The 22,892-nt window shown below is 46.1% G+C and carries 31 protein-coding genes; 21 read left to right on the top strand and 10 right to left on the bottom strand.

What is annotated here, in order from left to right:
• Window positions 1-32: 32 nt before the first annotated feature.
• On the top strand, window positions 33-545 hold the full coding sequence (locus ACMUEV_RS19740; RefSeq protein ID WP_190649408.1) for a hypothetical protein: 513 nt from the start codon (window positions 33-35) through the stop codon (window positions 543-545).
• A gap of 9 nt (window positions 546-554) precedes the next feature.
• Here the strand turns inward: ACMUEV_RS19740 and ACMUEV_RS19735 are convergent, their stop codons facing one another.
• Window positions 555-1,205: a response regulator gene (locus ACMUEV_RS19735; protein ID WP_190649406.1), complete on the bottom strand. Its 651-nt coding sequence runs from the start codon at window positions 1,203-1,205 to the stop codon at window positions 555-557.
• Window positions 1,206-1,726: 521 nt separating this feature from the next.
• On the opposite strand from ACMUEV_RS19735, the gene ACMUEV_RS19730 reads away from it, so the two are divergent.
• From ACMUEV_RS19730 to ACMUEV_RS19715, 4 genes are all read left to right on the top strand, one after another.
• Window positions 1,727-2,107 (top strand): hypothetical protein, encoded by a 381-nt coding sequence (locus ACMUEV_RS19730; RefSeq protein ID WP_190649404.1) that lies wholly within the window; start codon window positions 1,727-1,729, stop codon window positions 2,105-2,107.
• 388 nt (window positions 2,108-2,495) lie between these two features.
• Window positions 2,496-3,599, top strand: coding sequence for a hybrid sensor histidine kinase/response regulator (locus tag ACMUEV_RS19725; protein WP_190649402.1), 1,104 nt, complete (start codon window positions 2,496-2,498; stop codon window positions 3,597-3,599).
• A gap of 61 nt (window positions 3,600-3,660) precedes the next feature.
• A complete protein-coding gene (recA, locus tag ACMUEV_RS19720; RefSeq protein ID WP_190649400.1) occupies window positions 3,661-4,530 on the top strand; it encodes a recombinase RecA in 870 nt (289 codons plus the stop codon).
• Window positions 4,531-4,830: 300 nt separating this feature from the next.
• The gene (locus tag ACMUEV_RS19715) at window positions 4,831-5,148 is read left to right on the top strand and encodes a hypothetical protein (protein WP_190649398.1); all 318 of its coding nucleotides are present in this window, start codon (window positions 4,831-4,833) and stop codon (window positions 5,146-5,148) included.
• Window positions 5,149-5,191: 43 nt separating this feature from the next.
• Here ACMUEV_RS19715 and ACMUEV_RS19710 read toward each other — a convergent pair whose 3' ends face one another.
• The 3 genes from ACMUEV_RS19710 to ACMUEV_RS19700 form a co-directional block, all read right to left on the bottom strand.
• Window positions 5,192-5,674 (bottom strand): hypothetical protein, encoded by a 483-nt coding sequence (locus ACMUEV_RS19710; RefSeq protein WP_190649396.1) that lies wholly within the window; start codon window positions 5,672-5,674, stop codon window positions 5,192-5,194.
• Window positions 5,675-5,706: 32 nt separating this feature from the next.
• Entirely contained in the window at window positions 5,707-6,588 is an 882-nt protein-coding gene (locus ACMUEV_RS19705; RefSeq protein WP_190649394.1) for a hypothetical protein, read from the bottom strand.
• A 123-nt stretch (window positions 6,589-6,711) separates the two neighbouring features.
• A complete protein-coding gene (locus ACMUEV_RS19700; protein ID WP_287456181.1) occupies window positions 6,712-8,268 on the bottom strand; it encodes an ATP-binding protein in 1,557 nt (518 codons plus the stop codon).
• A 190-nt stretch (window positions 8,269-8,458) separates the two neighbouring features.
• On the opposite strand from ACMUEV_RS19700, the gene ACMUEV_RS19695 reads away from it, so the two are divergent.
• From ACMUEV_RS19695 to ACMUEV_RS19685, 3 genes are read left to right on the top strand one after another with little or no spacing between them, the layout of a single operon-like run.
• Complete coding sequence (locus tag ACMUEV_RS19695) at window positions 8,459-10,252, top strand: M23 family peptidase (RefSeq protein ID WP_190649392.1); 1,794 nt, start codon at window positions 8,459-8,461, stop codon at window positions 10,250-10,252.
• Window positions 10,253-10,269: 17 nt separating this feature from the next.
• Entirely contained in the window at window positions 10,270-10,833 is a 564-nt protein-coding gene (locus tag ACMUEV_RS19690) for a hypothetical protein (RefSeq protein WP_190649390.1), read from the top strand.
• Window positions 10,834-10,883: 50 nt separating this feature from the next.
• Entirely contained in the window at window positions 10,884-11,270 is a 387-nt protein-coding gene (locus tag ACMUEV_RS19685) for a hypothetical protein (protein WP_190649388.1), read from the top strand.
• On the opposite strand, the gene ACMUEV_RS19680 is transcribed toward ACMUEV_RS19685, so the two are convergent.
• A complete protein-coding gene (locus ACMUEV_RS19680; protein ID WP_190649386.1) occupies window positions 11,267-12,424 on the bottom strand; it encodes a tyrosine-type recombinase/integrase in 1,158 nt (385 codons plus the stop codon). The two genes, ACMUEV_RS19685 and ACMUEV_RS19680, sit on opposite strands and share 4 nt — an antisense overlap.
• 415 nt (window positions 12,425-12,839) lie before the next feature.
• Between ACMUEV_RS19680 and ACMUEV_RS19675 the strand changes: the two genes are divergently transcribed.
• The 4 genes from ACMUEV_RS19675 to ACMUEV_RS19660 all read left to right on the top strand — a co-directional run bounded on the left by ACMUEV_RS19675 (window position 12,840) and on the right by ACMUEV_RS19660 (window position 15,792).
• The gene (locus ACMUEV_RS19675) at window positions 12,840-13,043 is read left to right on the top strand and encodes a hypothetical protein (protein ID WP_190649384.1); all 204 of its coding nucleotides are present in this window, start codon (window positions 12,840-12,842) and stop codon (window positions 13,041-13,043) included.
• Between the two features lie 162 nt (window positions 13,044-13,205).
• Complete coding sequence (locus ACMUEV_RS19670) at window positions 13,206-14,666, top strand: ATP-binding protein (RefSeq protein WP_190649382.1); 1,461 nt, start codon at window positions 13,206-13,208, stop codon at window positions 14,664-14,666.
• A 286-nt stretch (window positions 14,667-14,952) separates the two neighbouring features.
• Complete coding sequence (locus tag ACMUEV_RS19665; protein ID WP_415354654.1) at window positions 14,953-15,456, top strand: hypothetical protein; 504 nt, start codon at window positions 14,953-14,955, stop codon at window positions 15,454-15,456.
• 135 nt (window positions 15,457-15,591) lie between these two features.
• Window positions 15,592-15,792, top strand: a complete 201-nt coding sequence (locus tag ACMUEV_RS19660) for a hypothetical protein (protein WP_415354653.1) — start codon at window positions 15,592-15,594, stop codon at window positions 15,790-15,792.
• Window positions 15,793-16,098: 306 nt separating this feature from the next.
• Here ACMUEV_RS19660 and ACMUEV_RS19655 read toward each other — a convergent pair whose 3' ends face one another.
• Window positions 16,099-16,524, bottom strand: a complete 426-nt coding sequence (locus tag ACMUEV_RS19655; protein ID WP_415354652.1) for a hypothetical protein — start codon at window positions 16,522-16,524, stop codon at window positions 16,099-16,101.
• A complete protein-coding gene (locus tag ACMUEV_RS19650; RefSeq protein ID WP_415354651.1) occupies window positions 16,521-16,742 on the bottom strand; it encodes a hypothetical protein in 222 nt (73 codons plus the stop codon). Before ACMUEV_RS19650 ends, ACMUEV_RS19655 begins: the two co-directional genes overlap by 4 nt.
• Window positions 16,743-16,965: 223 nt before the next feature.
• Here ACMUEV_RS19650 and ACMUEV_RS19645 point away from each other — a divergent pair, with 223 nt between their 5' ends.
• Window positions 16,966-17,526 carry a tyrosine-type recombinase/integrase gene (locus ACMUEV_RS19645; protein ID WP_415354650.1) on the top strand — a complete coding sequence of 187 codons (561 nt, stop codon included), beginning with the start codon at window positions 16,966-16,968 and terminating at the stop codon, window positions 17,524-17,526.
• Window positions 17,527-17,616: 90 nt separating this feature from the next.
• Here ACMUEV_RS19645 and ACMUEV_RS19640 read toward each other — a convergent pair whose 3' ends face one another.
• The gene (locus tag ACMUEV_RS19640; RefSeq protein WP_415354649.1) at window positions 17,617-18,045 is read right to left on the bottom strand and encodes a hypothetical protein; all 429 of its coding nucleotides are present in this window, start codon (window positions 18,043-18,045) and stop codon (window positions 17,617-17,619) included.
• Window positions 18,046-18,315: 270 nt separating this feature from the next.
• On the opposite strand from ACMUEV_RS19640, the gene ACMUEV_RS19635 reads away from it, so the two are divergent.
• Window positions 18,316-18,897: a hypothetical protein gene (locus tag ACMUEV_RS19635; protein WP_415354648.1), complete on the top strand. Its 582-nt coding sequence runs from the start codon at window positions 18,316-18,318 to the stop codon at window positions 18,895-18,897.
• A gap of 33 nt (window positions 18,898-18,930) precedes the next feature.
• On the opposite strand, the gene ACMUEV_RS19630 is transcribed toward ACMUEV_RS19635, so the two are convergent.
• The gene (locus tag ACMUEV_RS19630; RefSeq protein ID WP_415354647.1) at window positions 18,931-19,518 is read right to left on the bottom strand and encodes a Uma2 family endonuclease; all 588 of its coding nucleotides are present in this window, start codon (window positions 19,516-19,518) and stop codon (window positions 18,931-18,933) included.
• A gap of 121 nt (window positions 19,519-19,639) precedes the next feature.
• A complete protein-coding gene (locus tag ACMUEV_RS19625; RefSeq protein WP_190652926.1) occupies window positions 19,640-19,915 on the bottom strand; it encodes a hypothetical protein in 276 nt (91 codons plus the stop codon).
• Between the two features lie 237 nt (window positions 19,916-20,152).
• Between ACMUEV_RS19625 and ACMUEV_RS19620 the strand changes: the two genes are divergently transcribed.
• The 7 genes from ACMUEV_RS19620 (at window position 20,153) to ACMUEV_RS19590 (ending at window position 22,828) form a co-directional block, all read left to right on the top strand.
• Window positions 20,153-20,278: a hypothetical protein gene (locus ACMUEV_RS19620; RefSeq protein ID WP_277880449.1), complete on the top strand. Its 126-nt coding sequence runs from the start codon at window positions 20,153-20,155 to the stop codon at window positions 20,276-20,278.
• Entirely contained in the window at window positions 20,275-20,643 is a 369-nt protein-coding gene (locus ACMUEV_RS19615) for a hypothetical protein (protein ID WP_190652925.1), read from the top strand. Before ACMUEV_RS19620 ends, ACMUEV_RS19615 begins: the two co-directional genes overlap by 4 nt.
• Before the next feature lie 117 nt (window positions 20,644-20,760).
• On the top strand, window positions 20,761-20,943 hold the full coding sequence (locus ACMUEV_RS19610) for a hypothetical protein (RefSeq protein ID WP_348251660.1): 183 nt from the start codon (window positions 20,761-20,763) through the stop codon (window positions 20,941-20,943).
• A 14-nt stretch (window positions 20,944-20,957) separates the two neighbouring features.
• The gene (locus ACMUEV_RS19605; RefSeq protein ID WP_190652923.1) at window positions 20,958-21,302 is read left to right on the top strand and encodes an endonuclease; all 345 of its coding nucleotides are present in this window, start codon (window positions 20,958-20,960) and stop codon (window positions 21,300-21,302) included.
• A 58-nt stretch (window positions 21,303-21,360) separates the two neighbouring features.
• On the top strand, window positions 21,361-21,540 hold the full coding sequence (locus tag ACMUEV_RS19600) for a hypothetical protein (protein ID WP_190652922.1): 180 nt from the start codon (window positions 21,361-21,363) through the stop codon (window positions 21,538-21,540).
• 32 nt (window positions 21,541-21,572) lie between these two features.
• Window positions 21,573-22,559 carry a hypothetical protein gene (locus ACMUEV_RS19595; RefSeq protein WP_190652921.1) on the top strand — a complete coding sequence of 329 codons (987 nt, stop codon included), beginning with the start codon at window positions 21,573-21,575 and terminating at the stop codon, window positions 22,557-22,559.
• Entirely contained in the window at window positions 22,559-22,828 is a 270-nt protein-coding gene (locus tag ACMUEV_RS19590) for a hypothetical protein (RefSeq protein ID WP_190652920.1), read from the top strand. The genes ACMUEV_RS19595 and ACMUEV_RS19590 overlap by 1 nt, the downstream gene beginning before the upstream one ends.
• Window positions 22,829-22,892 lie beyond the last annotated feature (64 nt).

The following is a 22,892-nucleotide window of genomic DNA, read 5'->3' as shown; positions in this document are numbered from 1 at the left end:
CTAACGGGCACTGTCCGACAAGCTTATTTCCCATGGATGGCAGTAATGCTACTCAGGGCAATAGTTCTAGCAATTTAGAGGAGTTCAATTCAGAGGATTCAGGTCGTAATGCTTCTGAATCTACTACGATCGACCCCACTCAAATCCATGCTTTACTTCAAGCAACGCGGCTGCGCTTACAAGCGGAGCAAGTAGCACGACAGCAAGCAGCTGAACTCATCAAACAGCAACAGGAACAGCAAAAAAATGAACTTGCTCGAGCTAGGCAGATTAACAGGATGCAGCAGTTTCTAAACTCTGGCGATTCTATTTTGATTGCAGAAGCCATGACTTGGGCGCAGGCTCATCCCAATATTCTTGATCTCCGGCAATGGGTTTTGATGTTTGATAGCTCAACCCAGATCAAGCAGGAGCATTTACGCTGTGCGATCGCGCATCTACTCCATCAACTCAATCTTGATCCATTGAATGAGTTCGAGTTGGATCACGCTGAATTGCACACCCTGCTCATGGATTTGAAAGAGCGTTTTCTAGATTCCAGTTAACGGAACAAATTATTCGATGATTCTGGCTTTCATTGCGATCGCGGCTGCCTCAGTTCGATCATTTGCTCGAAGCTTGCCCAAAATACTGCGGACATGATGTTTGACCGTTCCCAAACTGAGAAAGAGCTTTTCTGCGATCGAGTTATTCGTATGACCCTGCACAATCAATCCCAATACCTCGACTTCCTGCGTCGTTAAGGGAGAATCTTCGAGCATTGCATTGAGGTTCGCTTGCTGCGTGTGCTTCAAGACAATTCGTGCGATCGCAGGGTCTAACCACGGCTCACCTGCATAAGTTATTTTCAGTGCTTCGAGAAGTAGCCTGTTCTTAATCGTCTTGATGCAGTAAGAGTCAACGCCTGCCGCGAGTGCTTTGAACACCATTGACTCATCAATGTAGCCTGTCAAAATCAGAAACTTTGTCTCCGCCCGATTATGCTTAGAGGATCGGAACCGTTGAATCAGTTCGATGCCCGTAAAATCGGGCAGTCCGACATCGACGATCGCGACATCGGGCTGAGTTTCCTGCAACAAAATCAATCCATCCGTCGCTGTCGCCGCCTCTCCAACAATCTGAATGTCAGATTGTTGGGCTAACGCATTTTTAATCCCCGTACAAAGTAGACTGTGATCCTCAATCATCGCAACACGCATCTTCATGTTGATCACCCTGTCATCATTTGGTTTGCAACGCAGCTTCACGCATTCCAACCCTGCTTCTCTCGCCATTATTGCTGAGTCGCAAAGTTTGAATCGTTCGAGGTTCAAGCCAGAAGGTGAGACTCGAATTATCCCGTCCCAATCGCTTGAGTGGTCTATTTCTTCGTAGCAATGAACCCTCTGTATGGCAGACCGAAACCCTGATTGCGTTACGAGAGATTACAAAACGGATTGAAGCTAATGTGAAGCTTGCAACAGACTTTGTAAAAATCTGATTAAGTAGGACTCTATAAAATAGGTCTTGATTTCTGGCTCCGTCTTGTTCCAAATTTCAAATTGGCACATCTTGATCAGAAATTGCCCTCGCTCCCTGAACCGATCTCAATTTAGCTTCAGTAAGGAAACGATTTAGATAGTTTCCTCAAATATGGTCTTTTCGTGAAACTGGAGTACCGCTACTGCGTCAGATGAAATGATCCCGATAGGATGAAAACCGACCACCCCTTCGCGATGGTTGTCTTATGCCCCAAGCAAAATCCAAATCCGCTTCAACTGATCCTCCTGACCCTGACCAAGCCTGCCGTCCGACTTTTTACATGACTGCTGAATTGCTTGCCGCGATCGATGAGCAATGCACTACGGAAAGCAACAAGAAACGCTCTCCGCTCGTGTCAGAAATTTTGCAAGTTGTGTTGACCTCTGAGTTGGGTCAAGAACTACGATCGCAAGCTCTAGCAAGCCAACACAGCCTGGCTGAGGAACTAAAGCGCAATCTCATCTTGTTCAATCCGGCGGTTCCACTGGATCAAATCCGTTCCCTTGCAACCAATAGCCAACGAAACCCAGATCAGATGGTCATTCATCTCATCTTGTTAGGATTGCAAGCCTATCAGCAAGGCTAACCTGGAAGTTCACCAGTTCTATAATTTCTGCTCCAAGTTTAGAATTCACTCTGATCAATACCAGAATAGACGCATTAAAAAGTGACCACTTGCTTGTGCAGAATTAGAGACTCATGGTTCCTCAAAATTGGCTGTTTTTATACCTTATTGAGCGAATTTATGACTCGGTCTTGACTTCACAAATTCAGCCAATTTCGTTACACTACCTGAACTAAGTAATATTCCTGAAATCTATCTCTTTTTCTTACATGGGTGATCTAAGCCAATGTCTCGATTTCTCTGGATTGAGACGTTAGCTAAAGTCTCAAAATTAGCACGATTCAGGGTTAGGGTGCAGTTTTAGGGTGCAGTCTGATTTGTCATTCTGATCGAGATAATGTGTGAATCTATGCACTCAAGATCCGCTTCCTCAGTTGTTCCCGTTCCAACTATTCTTCTCGTTGATGATACTCCCAGCAGTCTGCAATTGCTCCAAGAAGCATTGCAACAGCAAGGCTACCAAGTTGCAATTGCACAGACTGGACAAGAAGCCCTCACCTTTATCACAAATGCACCACCCGACCTAATTTTGCTCGATGTCGTCATGCCTGGAATGGATGGCTACGAGGTCACGCGACAAATTCACCAGAACACAGCTTTGCCCTTCATTCCAATCGTTCTGATCACGGCTTACGACTACTCGTTGATGGAGGTATTTGAAGCAGGCGCGATCGACATTGTTGAAAAATCAAACTCGCTTGATGAATTAGTGGCGCGAGTTGAGAGTTTGCTTGCTCTCAAGCAAATCTGGAATGACCAAATCCAAACCTCGCAAGAACAAGCCTCAATGATGGTGGGACTCACGCATGATCTGAGGACACCGATTGTAGCTGCCAATCAAATGCTGGAACAAATTCAAGTTGGAGATTTTGGCAACACATTGCTGGACTTGCAACCGCCGTTAGCGCAGTTGATTAGCAATAACCAAGCAATGCTCAACATTGTCGAGACTGCTCTAGAAACTTATCAATACGACACCCAGGACAAAGCACTTGCATTTTTCCCAGTAGACCTGGTGGAACTGAGCCGAGAGGTGTTAGCAGAACTGCGATCGCTTGCGACTCAGAAAGGGATCGAACTGCGATTAGTCAATGCTGGATTCGTTGAAGCAAGGGGCGATCGCTTAGAGCTACATCGCTTGCTCACGAATCTAGTCAGTAATGCAATTCGATTCACAGACGTAGGCTTTGTGGAAATTCGGCTCCGAAGAGTCTTGATCGATCAGGCTGACTGGGCAGTCATTGAAGTAATCGATACAGGTACTGGCATCTCTGAAACACAGCAGGAACAGTTATTCAGGCGATTTACACCCGGTCAGAGTTCTCAATCGGGAAATGGGTTAGGACTTTATCTATGTCAGCAGATCGTTACCGCACACCAAGGCAGAATCGAGGTGCAATCTATCCTTTCTGAAGGAACCACATTTACCATCCAAATTCCGGCAATCAGGTAAGTTATTTGCTGGAAGGCAAGCTACCGCTCAGACAGGGCTGATCACTCACCTTCCAGCAGTTATGACGCATTCCACAACCGATTCATCCGTTCAAAAGCTGATTCAGAACATCGATCGACAATATGGCTATGGCACACTCATGCGCCTTGGCGACACTCGACGATTGGACATCAAGACGTTAGACTTGGGGATTCCGAAGCTCGACAATATCTTGGGTGGAGGATTGCCTCAAGGTCGCATCATTGAAATTTTCGGTCCTGAAGGCTCAGGCAAAACTACACTTGCCCTCCATGCTATCCTGCAAGCGCAACAGTATGGCGGAACTGCCGCATTCATTGACGCAGAACACGCGCTTGATCCAGAGTATGCCCGTCAATTGGGAGTTGACACAGATAACTTACTTATCTCACAACCGGATTCTGCTGAAATGGCACTGGCACTCGTTGAAACCTTAATTGAGTCGAAAGCGATCTCTGTCATTGTGATTGATTCCGTCGCTGCCTTGATTCCCGAAGCAGAGCGCGATGCCGAAATTGGTGATTACCTTGTCGGCATTCACTCTCGACTGATGAGCAAAGCTTTGCGCCGTATCGTGGCACGGTTCAATGCCACCCAATCCCAATGCATCGTCATCTTTACTAATCAACTTCGCTACCTGCAAGGTGTCGTCTATGGTTCACCGGAAACGACTACAGGCGGTCGGGCACTACGCTTTTATGCTTCTCTGCGTCTGGAGGTGCGACGGATTCAAACACTGAAACGAGGGACAGACGAATATGGCATCGTTGTCAAGGTGAAAGCCGTCAAAAATAAGGTCGCATCGCCATTTCGTTCCGTTGAACTGAACCTCCAATTTGGCAGGGGCTTCGTGCCTGACGAAAAGCTACCGTTCAATCAAAGCGATCCACAGTTGGTGTCCGATGAGTTTTAGGGTGCAGCGAAACCTGGATCAGACATGCTATTGCAACAATCTTAGGCGTTGCTGAATGTAAGTATGATTTGCCCTCATCCCCAGCCCTTCTCTTCAGGGAGAAGGGAGCTAGAAACCTCTTGTTCCCTCTCCTTAGGGAGAGGGTTAGGGCGGTTCGGAATTCATACGCTGATTCAGCAACGCCCAATCTTGCACCCTAAATTAAGTTCGCCTGACTTCAGCCTTCAAGTTTAGGGTGCATAACTTTGCTTACTGACTAGGCATTGCAGTGAATCGTTGCACCCTAAATTTTGCTGAATTATGTCCCGGAAGTGTCCTTGTTTCCAGCATTCTATTACCGTTGAAGAATTGCTTCAACTTGCCTGCCAACTTTCGCCTTTGGAACTTGGCGAATTGATCGCAGCCTTATCAGCATTGAAAGAAGCGATCATACAAGACCAAGAAATCCTAGCCACTACAATGAACACCACTAGAGATCGCAATCAGAATGGCAAATCAGCCCATATTGCTTGGAAGCAAATCAATGGATGCGGTCCTTATCCCTATTTGCGATTCCGAGAAGGCAAGAGGTATCGCAGCTATTATCTCAAAGGACTTAAAAAAGAAGCCAAGAGGTGACGATCTCACAAAGATAGCTTCCTTTAAAAAGTAATCGTGATTACTAGGAAATCCATAGAGGAACCAGCTTCTCACCCTCGACCACTAAAACACCAGTTACGCGAGGAGTTTTAGATTGGTTAAGAATGTATTCCTCTAATTCGTTGGAAGTTTCACAAGCAGCCTCGTGAATCCGCTCAACTTTAGCTTTGAGCAGATTGATCAAGGTTTGGCTTTCTTGCACAAATGCTAGAACGTCTGAATAGCGATAAACATGACCATGTAGCAGATGCCACTTTCGAGTCGTGTAGAGCTGTTCATAAAATCGTTTCATCTGCTCTCGAATAAAATCATTGAGGAACTGGTCTAGCTCTGCATCAAGCGCACCAAGCGCATCCAATTTTACACAAGCTTCGTGAAAGGATCCATCAACATCTGCCACTCGAATTTCATTAGAAATTTGTCGGAAGAACAAATCCAAGTAAGACCCTTGATAGAGTAACGCCTCAATATCACGCAGAAGTTGACGTGCTTGTTTAATGTGCATAGTAGAGGGGGATATAAAGTGGTTTGAATCAATTAGCTCAAAAGATAGTTGACAACTCGTTGAGCGCGAGCTTCAAAAAACTTGGACTCTTGATGATGAATAGTCCGAAGAACTGCATTGCATTGCGTCAATGAATGGTGATCCAGAATTTGCCCAATCTGTGTCACGAGTTGATATGCACCCAAAGCGACTAACGATGCAGAGACAATGTGCAGAACGGGAACCAACACTGGGAGAAAGGCTGGGATCGCAGCAAATGCAGCACTACTAACGCCCCCGGTTAAAGCTCCTTCCAGACCACTTAGAAATGTAGCAACAATCGCTTGATCGAGTTCTATTTCTCCTCGCTCTACAGCTAGAAAGTGCGTCAGCCCTGATAGTAGAATTGCTACTGTACCTCCAGCGACTGCGCCCGTTGCCGCTGCATGGCTGACTTCTACAATTGCGCTCTTAATTTGATACTGTCGAATTGCTTTGAGCGGACGTTTTGCACCTTCCGAAACTTGTTGAGCGGAAACATTCGATTCTTGAACGTTTGAATTTTTCGGGGATTGAGCTTGCTGTTTAGGAGTTCTGATTTCCTGATTTCCGTATGCGCCACTTTTCGCCGCATTGTCTGCTAATCCTGCGCTGCGCTTATGTTGCTGTTCTCGAATAACGTTGCCGGAAAAACGATCTCGAATTTGAATGTCAGGGGAATTTTTTCCATTGATGCCTAAAACGTCAACCTGGACTTTTCCACCTAAATGAAATTGCTGATCCATTGCATCGAGAAATTCAAAGGCAAAGCCTTCACGACAGGCAATTGGCGAATTGCTCTGTTCCACCATCTTAATTTGAAACTTGCTTCCCAAATCTCGAATATTCTGTGAGACGAATCGAGCGTTTCCATTGAGATAGAAACTTGTACCCATGAAAAAATCTGACCGTTTGACGGATTGTTGTTCGTCCATGTTCATTCAATGCAGATGGAGTATCCTTAGTAATCCTCGTCACCTCGTCCAGCTCAAATCAGCAACGCACACTTTATAAATTCTTCATTGATCGGTTGATATTTTCTCATGTACTTGGAAAAGTTTTTGCTCTGGTAATGTCCATTGGCTGCGATCGTAAGAAGCCGCCGGACGCGCAAAAGACGCTCGGTTCCGAATTGCCAAAATTGCTTCCTCTTCCCGAATCATGGCAGGAACGATTAGAGAACGCTGTTCTAACAAATCTGCGATCGCACACCGTCCCGGTCTACCTTGATAAAACACCTCCTGCGCCGTCTTCCGCACTATCAACGCAATCTCAGCAGGCGTACAAAGATGAGTCATCTTGAGCAACTTTCGCCACTCGGACTCGGTGAACTTGGGCAAAGTTGGAAAGTACTTGGCTAGATGCACCTCGAAAATATCTTTCCTCGCGCCTGCATGAGGTAAATCGACAAACACGATCGTATCAAAGCGGCGAATCAATTCCGGTGGCAGCTTCTCTAAACGATTGCAGGTCGCAACCACATAGACAGGCTCAATTCGCTCTTGCATCCAAGTCAGTAATTTGTTTGCTAATCGCCCCTCAATGCCCCCATCTGTGTCCGAATTCCACCCTGCAAAGCCTTTGTCAAAGTCATCAAAGAAGAGAACGACTGGAGCGTTAACGCAGCACTGTTCTAGTAAAAAATCCAGATTGCGTTCAGATTGACCTGGCTTTGGCGACCTCAAACTTCCCCAGTTCGCTGCTAACAGAGGCACACCCATTTTATGAGCAGCATATTTAGCAGACAGGCTTTTTCCGGTTCCGGGTGGTCCCCACAGCAGAATCCCTTTCGGCAATGACAGCCCGTACTTCCTGGCATCCGGTGATAGCAAAGCACAGTCTCGATCCAAAATTGCTTCTAGTAAGTCCAGTCCCATCGGTTGTACATCGGGCTGTGCCATGAATTCTAAGCCGCGCTGTTGGAGCTTCGAGACTTTGTAAGTCAGGAGCGATCGCGCCCAATCCTCGACGGTACAGCAAGTTCCTTTGTGTCGCTCTAAAACAATTTTCAATTCCCCTAGCGGCAACCCTAGACAAGCCCGACTGATGCGGTGCAAGACTTCTGGGTCATTCAGGGTAGAGTAAACCGATTGGATGAGATCATTGACGACTTGAGGATTGGGGAGCGGGTAACGCAGAGTCGGAATGAGTGGAATCAACGATATTGGCAGATGAATCACATCGTCAATCAGAAGTAGCTCTAGATTAGGATGAAATCGTAATTCATAAAATGTGTCAATCAATTTCGCAATGATTGCTGGATCTAGTTCGCCTGCTTGATTAAGCGTGAGCAAACCTTCGATAACAAACACACCCTTCTCGTAGTGAGATAAGATAAACCACAAAATATTAGGAATTGCATCGTAGTATTCAGTCGAAAACTGAAGGCGCCCGTTCAGCAATTCAACCTTTTGCAGATGTTGAGTACCGCGACTCCAGAAGCAAAGTCCATTTTTGGCAGATTGTAAGGACTGCTCCAGCAGAATATGTCGTTCTGTCGCTGGCGCTTGGATTGCCACAATCTGAACTTGCGATCGCAATAGTTGAATCAGATCGTTCATCAAGGAAGGCATCATTGTCGTGAAAGAAAGAACAATGATCGAGTGAATCAGAATGACTGCTGATTGTCCTCTCCACATTGGGGGTCAAACCTCTGCCAAATAGTAGAGTCACAGCCTATTGCAGCTTAACAAAGTGCCATTTTCCAGAGGCAGGCGGTCGCAGTCTCTTCTTACAACAAAAGGCAGTGTTTTGAGACGACTGGCTATGTTGCGACCTCGAAGGATCTTGCGCCGCCCCTTGCTCTGGGTTCAGGTAATTCTAGTTTGTCTAGCTTGCAGTCTTTGGATCGTCAGCACGATCAATCCTGGGCAACCAACAGAGACTTCCCTACCCACGCAAATCGAAACTACTCAAACCGGACAGTCGTTGCTCCTGCCGGATTGGAGCGTGATCAGTTTGTCGATGCTGCCACCAATTCAGACCAGTGGACAGGTGATGCTTTCGGATCGTTCGGTTCATTGGACGGCAGGACAACAGATCGATGAAGTCTTGAGATTGGGTGACTTAGCGCACGCCCTCCATGCCGAGGAGTTAACACTGAACCTCATTACAGAACGCAGCGGCATCACAACCCAAGATACTGCGTTGAGTCAGTTTGAATTAGCCACTCAACAAACCCTTGGGCATCTTGCTGCGATCGTCCCTAATCTAGCTGAGCGCAAAATCAGCGAAGTTCCGCCCATCCGTGAGTTGGTGGGCAATAAGCCAGGGCAAACGATCGCACAACTGTTAGCCAGTGATCCTGTGATCGCATCTCGCCCACTCAAGTCCATCAATCTCACTCCCTATCAACTTTCTGCCATTCCTAATCTCGATGCGGTTCCCCTCAAGAATTTCCAAAATTGGCAGACTGCGATCGTCAGTCAGGTTCCTGGGTTGAGCCAACTTCCTCTCAATGCTTTTCCTCAACCGCTCAATTTAGTAGGCGGCACAATTGCTCGAATTGACATAATTTATGGCGCAAAAGAAGCAAAGCGGAATCGCACGATTTCCGGTTCCTACCAACAAGGGTTCAGTGTTGCTTGTACTGGCAATTGCGCCTACATCGAACTGGATGATTTAGAAAATACGGGACGGAATCGGCGGAATCGTTCAGAAGGACTGCAATGGATTTCCGGCAAGTATCAAACCGTGGACGGTGGAGAAGGCTGTTTAGCAGGCATCAATGCAGGCAAAGAACCCACGGGGCGACATCCCTTTGGCTCACTGTTCAAAGTTGTCGTGATGGAACCCAGTGAGCAAACCGATCAAGTCGATACCACCTTGTATTTTCGATTCAGTAGCGTCTGTGGTTCATCACCCTACATTCTGGGACCTGTTCCCTTCTTCCGGTATTCCACGAACTCCCTCATGTTCATTGGTGCATCGGATTGGCAAGCAAGCTTAACCGGACGAGCCACTTCCAGTCAAGCTGTCCGTTCCGCAGAGCAAGCATCCCCTGAGTCTACCGACTCCTCGCGACGAATTCCTAGCCGTTGCTCAGGTCAAACCGTACAAAGCATCTATTTAGATCGATTTGCTCAAGCGTTAGCTGCACTTGAAAGTCAGCAAGACTACATGGCAGTTGGAGTGTACACCTGTGCGGATGACGAAAAGAACTGCGGTCGAGCATTAGGCAAATATCAGTTCATGCCATACAACGAGTTTGCGACCGCACTGATTCAAGCCAAACCGGGTGGAACTGAATTCCTGAAACGTGTTCAAAACGGTGACTTACCCAGTGAGCGCGACTTGATGCAATTCTTCCCACCTGCGGATCAAGATCAAGCTTTTCAGAATTCCATTGTCCAAAAAATCAATGCCAGTGCTGAGGAAGTTGACCCACGAACAGGGCAACGCTTCACGAGCGATCGCTTAATCGAACGTGTTGCCCAAAAACACTTTGGCGGTGATGCTGCTGCGATCGATAGTCAAAGCTCGGATGTATTTGGAGCTTTATCTTTATCTGACTACGGAATCAAAGCAAGACAGCACTATCAAGCGAATCGAAACTGCTGAAAACTCCACTTACACTCATGAATCGAATTCGACTATCTTTTCCATCTCCATCGAAGTCATTGCTGCGATTTATATTGCTGCTCAAAGTTGGGATTGTCATTGCTCTTTTGGTTGCAGGATTCAACTTATCTGGTTGCACTAGACAGAATCTTGTCTTGGTAGGAACACCTTTGGAATGGAAGGATGCTGAGGGCATCCCACAAGAAACGTTGTACAGCTTTATTCAACAATCTACTTCGCTCTCTTTAGAGCAACAGAAAACAGTCCCAGTTCAAATTGCTTATTTACATGGCAAAGAGGAGCTTTTTTTTCTCAACTTCTCTCAAGCCTCTGAGTTATGTGGCGAGTTGGGTTGCCTCATCGTTGCTTTCCAGGCTAATCGTCCCCACTCTTTGGCTTGGAGTACCTATTTGTCCCCAAACTTACCCAAGTCGATCCCACTCATTGCTCAGACTGGGACTCAATCAGTTCGATCGCTCATTGTGAATCAATTGGAGGGAAACCAGATTCGACAAATGCTCTATGCCTGGAACGGTTCTGAGTATCACCTAGAAAAAAGCATCAAAGTAAATGGTTACTAATCACTCACAAATTTTGTGTCTTCTACGCTCATCTTTAGCAATGTTGCCTTATGAATCAAGAAGATCCTACTATCCTTTTGCAACAAGCGATCGCACTCTTTCAGCGAGCCGAAGCACTTTTAGAAGAAGTCAATGCCAAAGTTGCCCAACTAGAAATACCTACAATTGTTCCTGAGTGGATCGATAAACATGATGCCGCTAAAATCGTTTGCAAGCACTGGAAAACCTTGGATCGTTGGCGAGTCGCAGAAGGGAGCAGCCTAGTAGAGGGAATTCACTGGCAGCATGATGGTGGCGAAGTTGTCTACCACGCAGAACTTCTCAAAGATTGGTATCGAAATCGGAGTAACCCCGTTGCTCACTATCGAGCGATCGAGCATTTCACCCGCAACTCGTCCAGTAATCAACCGAAGAAGCGTGGACGCAAGGCAAGTTAATCATCACCCAAAAAATCGGGTGGCGCATTCGGTTTTCCATAATCACCCACGTAGTTCCGAAATAAAGTCCGTGGATCATGCCCTAGACGTTGTGCAACACTTGCGGGATTTTCCTCATACTCATAAATTGAGATCGTCGCATTCGTGTGCCGACTGATGTAGGGACGACGATAATCAATCTCCAACTTTTTCAGAATGGTCTTCCAAGCTCGTTTCGCAAAATTACGTGGGTTGATGATCCTGCCCCGACGAGATGGAAAAACGGAGGCATTAGGATCAGCATTTTCAGGGCGACGTGCCTGGACTAGCTTTTGTAAACGTGGTGTCAGTGGGAAGGAACGCGCTTCATTGGTTTTGGTGGCTTTGCGATCGCCATCAACCGTAACACTTTCTCCAATCCAAACTTCCCCGCAGTCATCACTAAAATGTTTCCAACACAACGCTACAGCCTCTCCAGTCCGGCATCCAACCCCTAGGAAGAACTCCACAAAATCGCCGTAGTAAGAATATTCGGGATCAAGGCGAAATCCTTGTACAATTTTCCGAACTTCTTCAATGCTGAGGGGTTTCTTTTTCTGTTTCGGTGGAACTTTATGCTTCTCGCACAATCGAGTCCAAGGATTCTTATGATCACTTGGGATTCTCGCATCTTCAATTCCCCAATCCCAAGCTGCCGATGCAAGGTAAAGCTTATCTCTCACGGTCACAGGGGCTAGGTTTTCGCTCTGGGTTAACCAATCTCGGAATGTGATCGCTTCTGCCTCTCCGACACTCAACACTGCTTTGGATTTGAAGAACTTTCTGAGATGGGTGAGCAATCCTCGGTACTTAATCAGCGTTGATTTGTAGACATAAGGCGTTTTTGCTGCAATGAACTTTTCAAACAGATCTACAACCGTCAATTTGCCATTCGCACGATCGCCCCGGTACTTCCGCAAAGTAGGGTCAAAAAGCTGATTTACAATGTCTCGCTCAATTAACTTGGCTTGCAGTTCTGCCGCTGCTCGATTGGCTTTTGTATCGGGTAGCCCGATCGCAATTTCGTAGCGTTTTCCATTTCCCCCCAATTCGACTGACCAAGACCAGCGAAGATAGAGGCGATCGTCGTTGGAACGTACTGTCACTGTGCCTTTTGACGCTTTTGAGGATGGCATTGGGGGGAATCTCCATTGGGGTGACAACAGGATCTCTTTCCCCCCAATTCTCCCCCAACAAACCTCCCAAATCGCCCTAAATCGTCCCGCCTAATTGACACTACGAAGACAGAAAATTCTCATTAAAAAACCGTACAACCCTTAAGTTGTACGGTTTTCGTTAATCGGAGCGGCGGGATTTGAACCCACGACCCCTACTACCCCAAAGTAAAAAGAGAACCGTAAAAACTGCATGAAATCAATACTTATTAGCGATTAATCAGAGTGGTATACCAAAAAATATTCCAATCCTTATAAGAACACTATAGGAATTGGAATATTTTTGCACTGTTAAGTTTGTTTGAATTCAAACAATTTGCGATCGACGAAGTCCGCGTCTGGGAATCCTAAGCCCGTTCCCTCAAGATTTGCGCCAATGGAAAATCAATGGACAGCCCGACCGTTGAAAGTAGTTCAAGGGGTCGTGATCTTATCCCTAGTTATCGTGGTTTCCGCCTTCATCTACGGCAAGTTTATCCATCACCCGTTGCGGATCTGGCTTGCTGATGGGTATTGGTGCGCTCGATTCTCCCCAGACGGCACAAGAAAGATTCTCTACGGCTCCGAGTGCGATCGGTAGATCGGCTTTGAAAATTCTGGAGGGATAACAAATTATAAAATCTACCTCAATCACCCCTGTACAAAAATCATTGCGATTCAGTTGAATCGATTCATGGGTAATCTTATAGGCACTCCTGCTAGACTCTACGAGATGTACTCTTATATAGCTAGACTTTAGAACATGACCGAAACTGAGTTGACCACGTTATTGCATCGCCTTTTGCAACTTCCACAGGAGACCGAGTGGGTTGAATTTAAGCACAACGATGGAAACTCAGAGGAAATTGGTGAGTATCTTTCTGCTTTGTCAAACTCAGCGGCATTACATCAGCAGGAGCGGGCTTACCTCGTTTGGGGCGTAGAGAATTCCACACATCAAGTGTTGGGGACAAGCTTTAAGCCTCGTTCCAATTCCAGTAAGGTCGGAAATGAGGATCTAGAATGCTGGTTATCCCGATTACTGTTCCCTCGCTTAGATTTTCGTATCCACGAGTTTCAAGTTGATGAGAAACCAGTGGTTATTTTTGAAGTCCCCTCAGCAACTCATACTCCAGTTCGCTTCAAAGAAACAGAGTTTATTCGAGTTGGCAGCTATAAGAAGAAAATAAAAGAATATCCCGAAAAAGAGCGCAACCTTTGGCAGCGGTTTCAGCATCATACCTTTGAAAAAAGAATTGCTATGTCAGGCTTGCAGATTGAAGAAGTTCTTAGTCTGATTGACTATCCAGAGTTCTTCAAAATGTTTGGTCAAATTATTCCAGAGAATCGATCCGCTATTACAGAACGACTGATTAAGGAGAAAGTAATTGTTGAGCAAAATGGCGATTATAGTATTACAAACTTAGGCGCTATTTTGTATGCGCGAGATATCCAAGCCTTTGAAGGTCTATCCAGAAAAGCAGTTCGAGTTATTCTCTATAAGGGAAGCGATCGGTCCAATGGTATCAAGGAGTTTGTCAGTACAAAAGGTTATGCAATTGGTTTTGAAGCTCTTGTAACCTATGTAGGAGATCAGCTTCCGCGAAACGAAGAGATTGGCAGAGCCTTGCGTCGAAATGTGCAAATGTATCCCTCTCTTGCTATTCGCGAGTTAGTAGCCAATGCTCTAATTCATCAAGATTTTACGATAACTGGTACTAGTTCAACAATTGAGATTTTCTCAGACCGGATCGAAATCACGAACCCTGGTATACCGCTAATTGACACCCTAAGGTTCATTGATGAGCCACCTATTTCTCGTAATGAAACTCTCGCTTCCGTAATGAGACGATTGAATATCTGCGAGGAAAGAGGCAGCGGTATTGATAAGGTCATCTTCCAGGTAGAAATATACCAATTACCTCCTCCTGACTTTCAAGTAACGTCAAACCATACTAAAGCTATTCTTTATGCTCCACAGTCTCTAACAGGCATGGATCGCACTGATCGTATTAGAGCCTGTTATCAACACGCCTGTCTTTGCTGGGTATCAAACAAAAAGATGACTAACACTTCTCTGAGGGAGCGGTTTGGTATTAGCGACAAGAATTATCCCGTGGCATCGAAGATAATTTCTGAAACATTGAAGGCTAATCGAATAAAGCCCTACGACTCTGGCAATACATCCAGAAAACACGCGAGTTACATTCCGTTTTGGGCGTAACTCTATACAGGCTTATGTAATCAGAAAAGGCGAATGACTTGAGAAATCGCCCAAAACGCTCTCCAACTAAGACTTTGCTTATGTAATGGTTATGTAATAGGTAAATTTATTAGTCCAGACCCGTCAGCGATGGTGGGATTTTTTATTTGGGATGAGTGAGATCGCACTCCCAAAACAAAATGCCGTCTGCTTGGAGGACGGCAGCCAGTTCATAGAACGATCGTACTGTAGCCAGAGATGCGCCTGTATCATGGGAGTTGTAGTCTCGCTGTAGTATTTTCGTTCTATGCCTGGGCAGCGTCATCCTGATCAACGTGAAAAAGATTTAGTCGAGCTTGCGCGGCGGTACTTGCAGGGAGAAACGCAGACTGCGATCGCTGAAGTTCTAGGCGTGTCTCAGCAACAGATTAGCGACGATCTGAAGCTGATTCGTAAGCGCTGGCGTGAGTCCGCATTGCGTGACTTCGACGAGGCGATCGCGCAGGAGCTTGCCAAAATCGATTTAGTCGAAGCTGAATATTGGCAGCAGTGGGAGCGATCGAAGCTTCCCAAGAGAACCAAGCGCAATGAAGACGGCATGACTGAGAAAGGCGCGATCGTAAAAGAAGTGACGATCGAGGAAAACAAGTGCGGCGATCCGAGATACCTGGATGGCGTTATGCGCTGCATTGAACGGCGTTGTGCATTACTTGGACTCGATTCTGAACTCAAGTATCAGGACTTATCGATCGCTATTGGTCGGGTGATTCAAGCAGGCTATGTGGTTCAGACTCAAGCGATCGCGGCATAGGGAATCGTGAGCAGGGTTTATTCTGTTCCGATCGCGCTGTTTTTTTCAATCTGAAAAGTAGGGGGGGTGGATTTTACAGAATGGATCGGAGGATCTGACATACCATTAGCTACCCCTCAAAAAGGAGAGTGATCGATGACACCTACCGAACCCTTGCTTTTAGTCGCGATCGCGCGCAGTAAGCAGCGAAGAAAATTACATGAAGAACTTGAATCGCTTGCTGAGATTTATATTGCAGGAGGAGATGTAAGAGAACAGATGCAATCAGTATTGGATGGGCTTAACTCGATCCATGAGATTAATGCAAGCAATCTGGAAATCATCCAGATTGCTTGATTAGAAAGTCGATCGCAACTGTCTGTTCTGAATGTCTAAATCTGCATCAAAACTGTTGCAGCTAAAGGTACAAACGTACCGGAGATTCTTTAGAAGCACGTTGCAGGGCATTCTCGCAGGAGCAATTTCGCCTAATCTGGGCTGAGAACTTTCGCGATCGCATATGCACCCCGGCAATGTTTGATCGGTAGGGTAATATTCCAAGCAACGATGCGATCGCCCGACTTCGATTCAGTCACCTGCGCTTTCCCCTGCGATCGCTCATTGTGCAAGATTTTCAGACATCCAAGGGTGAAGGGGAGTATATTAACCGATCGCGAACAAATTCCCGCAATCCCGGCATAAAAATCTCTGGCTCCGTGTTCCGTTCGTCCTAACCTTGCCTCGTCCTTCCCGACGAGTGCGATCGCTCTGGCACTTGGGGCAATCTGCCTTAACGCTGTCCGAAACGTCCAAAGATACCCGTGATTCTTTGGAGGTATCTTGCAGTCGATTCTCAGGGGACTTTTTAAGCTGAGACAGTCCTGAAATGCGTCGATTCAATGCCGAAACCGTTTGCTCTAATTCAGACAACCGATCGACAGGTGAAGGTGCAACATCATCACCCAGATATTGTGCGATCGCATTCCCGATGAGTCGAGCAGGAGTTATTCCCATCTGCTCTGCGAGTTGTTTAATCCGTTGCTCAGTGTCAGGACTTACGCGAGTCCCTACCATCACCGTTTGACTCATTCTGGACTCCCCAACACTTTCGCGATCGTAGACGCACTTCGACACAGCTTCATGTTGATCGTGATGTTCCAACTGGACACGCGACCGCCTGATCGGTTTTCCATGATCGCGCAGTTCCCCTTCAGTCGTTTTCTGTTCTGCCGTGAGATACCTTCGCGATCGGTAAACACTCTCACTTCATTCTGTTCGTAATCGTAAACAATACTGGTTTCAGCCATCTTTCTCCACCGGGAACACTTGTCTTATTTTAAGTCTCATTCGATAACGCTGCTAACCTTGTTTTCTCAATAACAGGGGTTCATTCTCAATAAAGGCGCTGATTTTGATGAGACTCAGCCAAAAGTGCGAAAGAATGAGGTTTTTATGCCTCTATTTCCGAAAATGGTATTTTCGGAAGTACAATAAAAGGGTGATTCCGCAGTGATTTTTGAGACAGCGCAAATGAACTTCGATCTAAACTTTCAGCCGAATATTGCACAGAAGAATAATCGACACGGTAAAGCAAAAATACTCAGTGCGGATGAGCTACTTAAATTGTTCTCGGAGGGATTGCAGACAGATCGCGATCGATGCATTTTTGCGATTTGTTATTTCACCACTTGCCGGATCAGTGAGTGTGTCCAGTTGCAGGTGAGCGACATTCAGAACGGCGTGATCACCTTTCGGAAGTCCACAACAAAGGGTAAGGGTGCAACTCGTCAGATTGCGATCGATGCAAATCTGAAACCATTTCTTGATGACTGGATGAGTGAGCGCGGCTCCATCAATTCTGCGTACCTATTCCCCGGCAGACGTGGTAGCAAGACTGGACACCTAACGGCGCGGATGGCAGACGAGATTCTGAGGGAAGCCTGCGATCGTATTGGTATAGATGGCGCGTCTACCCATTCGTTTCGTCGAAGCGGCATCACCAATTTGCACAAGCAAGGCTATGCACCGCATGAAATCGCGCAGATTAGCGGACATAGGGATATTACGAATGTGAGCCATTATATTGGTTAAACTCCCCCACAGAAAGTGGAAAAGTTCACGCAGCAAGCATTCAGTCTTTGAACTGTGAATTTGCCGGGTTATTTGTATTTTCGCTCAACCCTACTTTCGTTTTAGAAGTTTCTGGTTTTCTATTTCCCGAAGCAGATAGCCGCAGTTTACTTGAATCCGATCGATATCCTCTTGGGTGACATATTTTCCATCGCCCGAATTAGATAAAATACATCGCTTAGCTTCAGCGGTTATGTCAAAAGGCTCGTCAGCAGGTTTGTAATTTTTGATTACCAGACTTAAGGACATAAATACAAACATTACAACTACAACCGACACGACTGATGCAGTAGAGGATGAAATAGAAGTCGGAGGAGAGATCAATTCTTCCTGCTTCATTCCTAATTTTTCAAAGCTGACAGATAGTATCTCCGGCGAATCCTTTAACCAAACATTCACACATTTCTGATTGATACCGAATTTGTCTATCTTGTCTGGGCTAATTTTTAGAACCTGCGCGATCGTTTCTTTCGAGAGCATGATCTTTGAATAATGGGACTTGGTGAGAATAATAATTACCTGGATTCTGCAAAAATACTGAGTTCACATAAACTTTGCGCTACATACTTGAATTCATGAAGCACTGATAAAAGAACAGCCATCTCACTCTGGAAGAAAACGATTTATTTCATACGAACTTTAACTTTCTCAGCATTTATTTAGCGATTCTGTTTTTTACAGAGAAGTGATAAGCCGTTGCATTGGCTGGCACTTACTATTCACTGTCAGATGTTTTGTCTGATTAGATACATGAAACTTGTTGCTGCACTGTCTGTCGCTACTCTTTCTTGGCTTGCCCTCACACTTCCAGCTATCGCTTCTGAAGCCTGCATAAAGAATTCAGAACTCTACTCGAAAAGGTTTCCATCAATACCTGTGATTGAGGTTGAGAAGCTGAACTTGAATCGAGTTCCTTGGTCAACTGCTGTTATTCTTCGAGATAGTTTCTCAGAAGAAGAAAGTCTGATTGTCTTTGACAAGAATTTCAAAAATCCATTTTTCCCGTTGGATCTATTAGAGGAAGGGGTGATTACTATTCTTGGACAGAGAGCAATTACCGCAAAGTACTATGTAATAACAAGTCGAGACACAACCTATCTTGATGCGGTTGAAGCGGCAATAAAAATAGACGGAAAAGTTTTCCCCTTACAGCGAATAGAAGGTAATCGATTTAGCGTCACACCAGAGCTGGCAGCAGCTCTTGGTAAGGCTGAAAAAGCTGTAATTCGTATCAGATTAACGCGCGATCGTATCGAAACCAGAGAAATCGGCAGCAGAACACTCACTGCTTGGAAGTCAGCTCATATGTTAGTGAAGGCTGACTGCTCCTAAGAGTTATGGAAAATCCGATCGAGTAGTTCCTGCTCAACCTGCACTCAAAACGTGCTCAGCCGTCAATTGCAGATTGGAAAATGTGGGAGAGACGATCGCATCCGTCCCTCGGAACTCTCGAACTCGATAAGTCTCACTGCCGAGAGACAGTACTGCCACAACTGCGCGGCTCGGATCGACTCGCCAAAACTCAGGAATTCCCCGCCCTGCATATTCTTTTGGTTTGTCAACGTAATCGCGATCGTAGTTATCAGTTCCAGGTTCACCGGGCGAAACGACTTCGATAACCAGCGAGGGTGCTGGCATGTCGGTCTTGATGATGTCGCTGCTGGCTCCTTCTAGTGCATTGGCGCATTCAGGGGAAAGCACAACGAAATCAGGTTCCCGTGCCGTTACTTTGCGACTCGTGATGACAATTTGAGTTTTGAGGGAAAGCTGATCGGTCGGCACTCCCAGCTTGAGAAATTCTGCAAGCAGAAATATGGCAATTCGACGGTTGAGCGGTCTTTCTGGAGGCATTTCGATCAATTCTCCGTCAACCAACTCATAGCGGGTGTCTGTCCCATCGTCATAGTCAAGATATTCCTCGATCGTGTTAAATCGTTGCTTGGCTTGAGTCATGGGGAAACCTCCCTACGCTGTTCTCTAAATCTTGTCACATCTGTGATGCACCAAAACTAGTTTTAATCGTTGGTTTTCACAACACCAAAACTAGTTTTAGTGTTTCAGCATACAAAAAAAATCAAGCGAGATCGCTCGTTTTCTCATCCTTCGTTAGAGCTGTCCAAATGCGTCTGATTCTGGCATTAATGGCATCAAAAGTAAGTGGAGTTCCTTCGCTGTTAAGCTGTTCAGCGGCTTCGTAGAACAAAATCAACTGCTCAACCTGAGAACCTTCATTGCGTCCGTTGCGTTCTGCAATATCTTGCAGGATGGCACGTAAAGCGCTGTCTAGGTTGTAATTCACCCGATCAGTTTTGCGCGATCGCTTCGGTCTTCCCACATCACTTGCCGACATAAAAATCAACTCCTAATTGTATCTAATCCATACGTTATGCCAGTAAAACACAGATTTTATATGTGTAAAAAACATAGATTAGGCTCTATAGGGAATTTGGATTGACTCTGTTTTATTTATGAGTTTTACACATACGAAACCCATAAATAACGCTATTATCTAAATGTCGAAGCAAATCGACACCTGAACCAAGAAAACTGAATCGCCTCAAGACTTGCCGATGAATCTAGTAGCGGTATGGCACAAGGCACACAGCTTATTTTGTGCTGCAAAGATTTCACACGCGATCGCGTTCACTTTGTCGATACGCGATCAACTGCTGGATTCTTCCAGCTTCAAACCCTACGAGGATTTTTCCAATGACACCGCAAGAAGCTGAAAACGACATTCGTTTGGCGTTGAGCAAAAAGATTTCATCACCAGATGGTTCGTTCTACTTAGATTTTGCTGTTGCACCCAATTACAACGGCGGAGATCGTCTTTACCAGAATATTTCTGATGTTCCACTACTCGGAGATCTTGTTGAAGGCGAGTACGAAGGAAAAAAGGCTTTTCTCGTTGTTATTGGATTGTTTGTTTACAACGCCGATGGAGATTCTGTAACGCGAACGGTTGGAAGACCGATTGTTTATGAAAGTCTCCCGATGCTATGGGATGACAGTTACCGAGCGGAACACTCAAGAGCGATTGGCGCTTTGCTGCTTTCTCCTGGTCTTCCAACCAACTGACGATTTCACTTCCGAGCCTGCCAGCATCGCAAGTTCAGTAATTCCCGATCAAAAAGCCGTCCCACTGCCTGAGAAACATTCGGGACGGCTCTAACCCCAATGACGAGGTATTTCAACATGGTACAAGCAACCGCAATCAAGCGATCGTTTATCGTTTCACATCCGAGCGCGCCAACTTGCTCACAATGCAGAGAATTTAAAAACGGACTCTGCAAGCTTCGAGCAAGAGCAGAATGGAGCAATTGTTACGTTGCACCCGATCGCAAGCCTTGCCACTTTGCAGATTTGATTCCGTTCTAGCGGAGGTGGAAGTGATGGTTTATTTACTCCACTTCCACGATCGCATCAGTCTGAATCACACAACCCGGCATTATGTCGGGTTCACGGATTGTCTGAGCGATCGTATTCAATCCCACTTAAACGGAACATCCGGCGTAGCGCTAATTCGGGCAGCAAAACAGCGCGGCATCAAGTTCACCGTAGTTCGTGTGTGGCGAGGGAATCGCAGACTAGAGCGGCATCTGAAACGACTCAAGAATGCGCCTAAATTTTGTCCTTGCTGTTCTCGAAACCCGTGGGAATTGTACCAACCGCGATCGATGAAACCAGCGCGGGAAGTCACCGGAAATTCCCTAAAGGAACAATTGCTTTTTGGATAACTTAGCGGCTCTAGTCAAGCGCTAGAGCCATATTCACCTATTTACAACAGGAGAACCAATGTCAACGAATGAAGAATTCGAGATCCCCAAGTCGGGACAGATGCGGATGCCGAACGAGATCTGGGAGTACTGCCGAACGATCGCAGAGACAAACGGGTTTCGGAATCCAACCGAAGCGGCAAAGCAAATCATTCTTGCTCATAAGGGCTGGACAACACTTAACCCCAGAGTTCGATAAGCATCTCATTCACACCACACAGGAAAGCATCAATGTATCAACCTATAACTGAGCTACAAAGAATTAATCAGCGTTACCAAGCAATTCGAGAAATTGTCTGCGTCAATCCTGGCAATCGGTTCACCGAATTTATCGACGCTAGAGGGCAGATTGTTAGAGTTGCCTCTGTGGTGCGTGACTTCGACTTGAGCTTTGAAGATGCACCGGAGCCGAACGCAGGTACGATCGTCATTGAACGCGACAAACGTATCTATGCAGTTGGTTCTTTGGCTAAATCGCTCAAAGGGAAAGCAGCATTTGATAAAGGCAAGCTGGCAATGATGAAGGATTTGGTTTTCACTGCATTAGAACCGAATCTAGGAACAAACATTATTCGGATTGAGAATCTACTGATTGCTGTTCCTGACACCCGGAATGCAGAAGCACTCAACGCAGTGAAAGCACTCGAAGGGACGCACGACTACACTCGCAACGGGAAACAGTTAATCGCCACGATTGTTAAAGCAACCGCGATCGAGGAAGCCACCGCAGCTTACCGATATGGCATCAAAAATGGCTTGTATCAGTGGTTAGGTGCAATCAATGGCGTGATCGATTTCGGAGGCGGAACCAGTTCAGGACGGCTTTATGCACCGGATGGGACATCGATCCGAGAAGCTTCGATTACACTCCCAGGCACAAACGCGCTAGGGCATAGCATCCAAGCAAGATTGCTCAAAGCTACGGGGCAATCCGTTGATATTGCTTCGATTCTGGATGGAATAGAGTCAGGCACTTACACCACTGGACAGAACGGGGTGAACTTCAAAGCTCAGTTTGATGCCTGTGTATCCACCTGGTTAGACGACATTCGCACCACTGCGCGGGGGCAGTGGACAGGATTCTTCTCGGATTTAGGTGAGGTTTTGCTAGTGGGAGGTTCAGCACCATTGGCAACCGCGATCGAGCAATCGACTAACGGACGGTTCAAAATTGCACCTGCGCCACAAGACATCACGATCAAGGGAATGGCATTGTAATGTCCCAAAAGAAGAACATTGTTCAACTGAGCAGCACTGCGATCGCAAGGCTTCAAAAATTAGTCGATTCGGGTGAGTACTGTTCGATCGATGACGCTGCTAACTATGTTGTGATGTCAGTTCTATCTAGTAGTGGTTCTTTACTAGCCGAATCTGGACTAAAAAACGAGAGTACTCAGCAGTACTCAGCAGTACCTACCCAAAACTCACCCGAAATAGAACCGAGTGAGTCAGGTACGACTAAACCTCCTCCATTCACCGGACTTTGACAACGATTAAGTTTTCGCGATCTGCTATTGCTTTGATCGAATCCCAATCGAATGCAATGCGATA

The organism is Leptolyngbya sp. FACHB-1624 (genome assembly GCF_047649235.1).
Taxonomy (GTDB): domain Bacteria; phylum Cyanobacteriota; class Cyanobacteriia; order Leptolyngbyales; family Leptolyngbyaceae; genus Leptolyngbya; species Leptolyngbya boryana.
Note: the sequence above shows the minus strand (reverse complement) of the source record. Positions and strands in the feature narration are given on the sequence as shown.

Excerpts from the sequence above, each read along its gene's own strand:
- ACMUEV_RS19735 (WP_190649406.1), bottom strand. The coding sequence starts at position 1,205 with ATGAAGATGCGTGTTGCGATGATTGAGGATCACAGTCTACTTTGTACG.
- ACMUEV_RS19600 (WP_190652922.1), top strand. The coding sequence starts at position 21,361 with ATGTCAACGAATGAAGAATTCGAGATCCCCAAGTCGGGACAGATGCGG.
- ACMUEV_RS19685 (WP_190649388.1), top strand. The coding sequence starts at position 10,884 with ATGAATCAAGAAGATCCTACTATCCTTTTGCAACAAGCGATCGCACTC.
- ACMUEV_RS19700 (WP_287456181.1), bottom strand. The coding sequence starts at position 8,268 with ATGATGCCTTCCTTGATGAACGATCTGATTCAACTATTGCGATCGCAA.
- ACMUEV_RS19690 (WP_190649390.1), top strand. The coding sequence starts at position 10,270 with ATGAATCGAATTCGACTATCTTTTCCATCTCCATCGAAGTCATTGCTG.
- ACMUEV_RS19675 (WP_190649384.1), top strand. The coding sequence starts at position 12,840 with ATGGAAAATCAATGGACAGCCCGACCGTTGAAAGTAGTTCAAGGGGTC.
- ACMUEV_RS19625 (WP_190652926.1), bottom strand. The coding sequence starts at position 19,915 with ATGTCGGCAAGTGATGTGGGAAGACCGAAGCGATCGCGCAAAACTGAT.
- ACMUEV_RS19660 (WP_415354653.1), top strand. The coding sequence starts at position 15,592 with ATGACACCTACCGAACCCTTGCTTTTAGTCGCGATCGCGCGCAGTAAG.
- ACMUEV_RS19740 (WP_190649408.1), top strand. The coding sequence starts at position 33 with ATGGATGGCAGTAATGCTACTCAGGGCAATAGTTCTAGCAATTTAGAG.
- ACMUEV_RS19725 (WP_190649402.1), top strand. The coding sequence starts at position 2,496 with ATGCACTCAAGATCCGCTTCCTCAGTTGTTCCCGTTCCAACTATTCTT.
- ACMUEV_RS19590 (WP_190652920.1), top strand. The coding sequence starts at position 22,559 with ATGTCCCAAAAGAAGAACATTGTTCAACTGAGCAGCACTGCGATCGCA.
- ACMUEV_RS19705 (WP_190649394.1), bottom strand. The coding sequence starts at position 6,588 with ATGGGTACAAGTTTCTATCTCAATGGAAACGCTCGATTCGTCTCACAG.
- ACMUEV_RS19730 (WP_190649404.1), top strand. The coding sequence starts at position 1,727 with ATGCCCCAAGCAAAATCCAAATCCGCTTCAACTGATCCTCCTGACCCT.
- ACMUEV_RS19630 (WP_415354647.1), bottom strand. The coding sequence starts at position 19,518 with ATGACTCAAGCCAAGCAACGATTTAACACGATCGAGGAATATCTTGAC.
- ACMUEV_RS19615 (WP_190652925.1), top strand. The coding sequence starts at position 20,275 with ATGACACCGCAAGAAGCTGAAAACGACATTCGTTTGGCGTTGAGCAAA.
- ACMUEV_RS19655 (WP_415354652.1), bottom strand. The coding sequence starts at position 16,524 with ATGAGTCAAACGGTGATGGTAGGGACTCGCGTAAGTCCTGACACTGAG.
- ACMUEV_RS19645 (WP_415354650.1), top strand. The coding sequence starts at position 16,966 with ATGAACTTCGATCTAAACTTTCAGCCGAATATTGCACAGAAGAATAAT.
- ACMUEV_RS19650 (WP_415354651.1), bottom strand. The coding sequence starts at position 16,742 with ATGGCTGAAACCAGTATTGTTTACGATTACGAACAGAATGAAGTGAGA.
- ACMUEV_RS19695 (WP_190649392.1), top strand. The coding sequence starts at position 8,459 with ATGTTGCGACCTCGAAGGATCTTGCGCCGCCCCTTGCTCTGGGTTCAG.
- recA (WP_190649400.1), top strand. The coding sequence starts at position 3,661 with ATGACGCATTCCACAACCGATTCATCCGTTCAAAAGCTGATTCAGAAC.
- ACMUEV_RS19715 (WP_190649398.1), top strand. The coding sequence starts at position 4,831 with ATGTCCCGGAAGTGTCCTTGTTTCCAGCATTCTATTACCGTTGAAGAA.
- ACMUEV_RS19595 (WP_190652921.1), top strand. The coding sequence starts at position 21,573 with ATGTATCAACCTATAACTGAGCTACAAAGAATTAATCAGCGTTACCAA.
- ACMUEV_RS19680 (WP_190649386.1), bottom strand. The coding sequence starts at position 12,424 with ATGCCATCCTCAAAAGCGTCAAAAGGCACAGTGACAGTACGTTCCAAC.
- ACMUEV_RS19610 (WP_348251660.1), top strand. The coding sequence starts at position 20,761 with ATGGTACAAGCAACCGCAATCAAGCGATCGTTTATCGTTTCACATCCG.
- ACMUEV_RS19710 (WP_190649396.1), bottom strand. The coding sequence starts at position 5,674 with ATGCACATTAAACAAGCACGTCAACTTCTGCGTGATATTGAGGCGTTA.
- ACMUEV_RS19665 (WP_415354654.1), top strand. The coding sequence starts at position 14,953 with ATGCCTGGGCAGCGTCATCCTGATCAACGTGAAAAAGATTTAGTCGAG.
- ACMUEV_RS19670 (WP_190649382.1), top strand. The coding sequence starts at position 13,206 with ATGACCGAAACTGAGTTGACCACGTTATTGCATCGCCTTTTGCAACTT.
- ACMUEV_RS19635 (WP_415354648.1), top strand. The coding sequence starts at position 18,316 with ATGAAACTTGTTGCTGCACTGTCTGTCGCTACTCTTTCTTGGCTTGCC.
- ACMUEV_RS19640 (WP_415354649.1), bottom strand. The coding sequence starts at position 18,045 with ATGCTCTCGAAAGAAACGATCGCGCAGGTTCTAAAAATTAGCCCAGAC.
- ACMUEV_RS19605 (WP_190652923.1), top strand. The coding sequence starts at position 20,958 with ATGGTTTATTTACTCCACTTCCACGATCGCATCAGTCTGAATCACACA.
- ACMUEV_RS19620 (WP_277880449.1), top strand. The coding sequence starts at position 20,153 with ATGGCACAAGGCACACAGCTTATTTTGTGCTGCAAAGATTTCACACGC.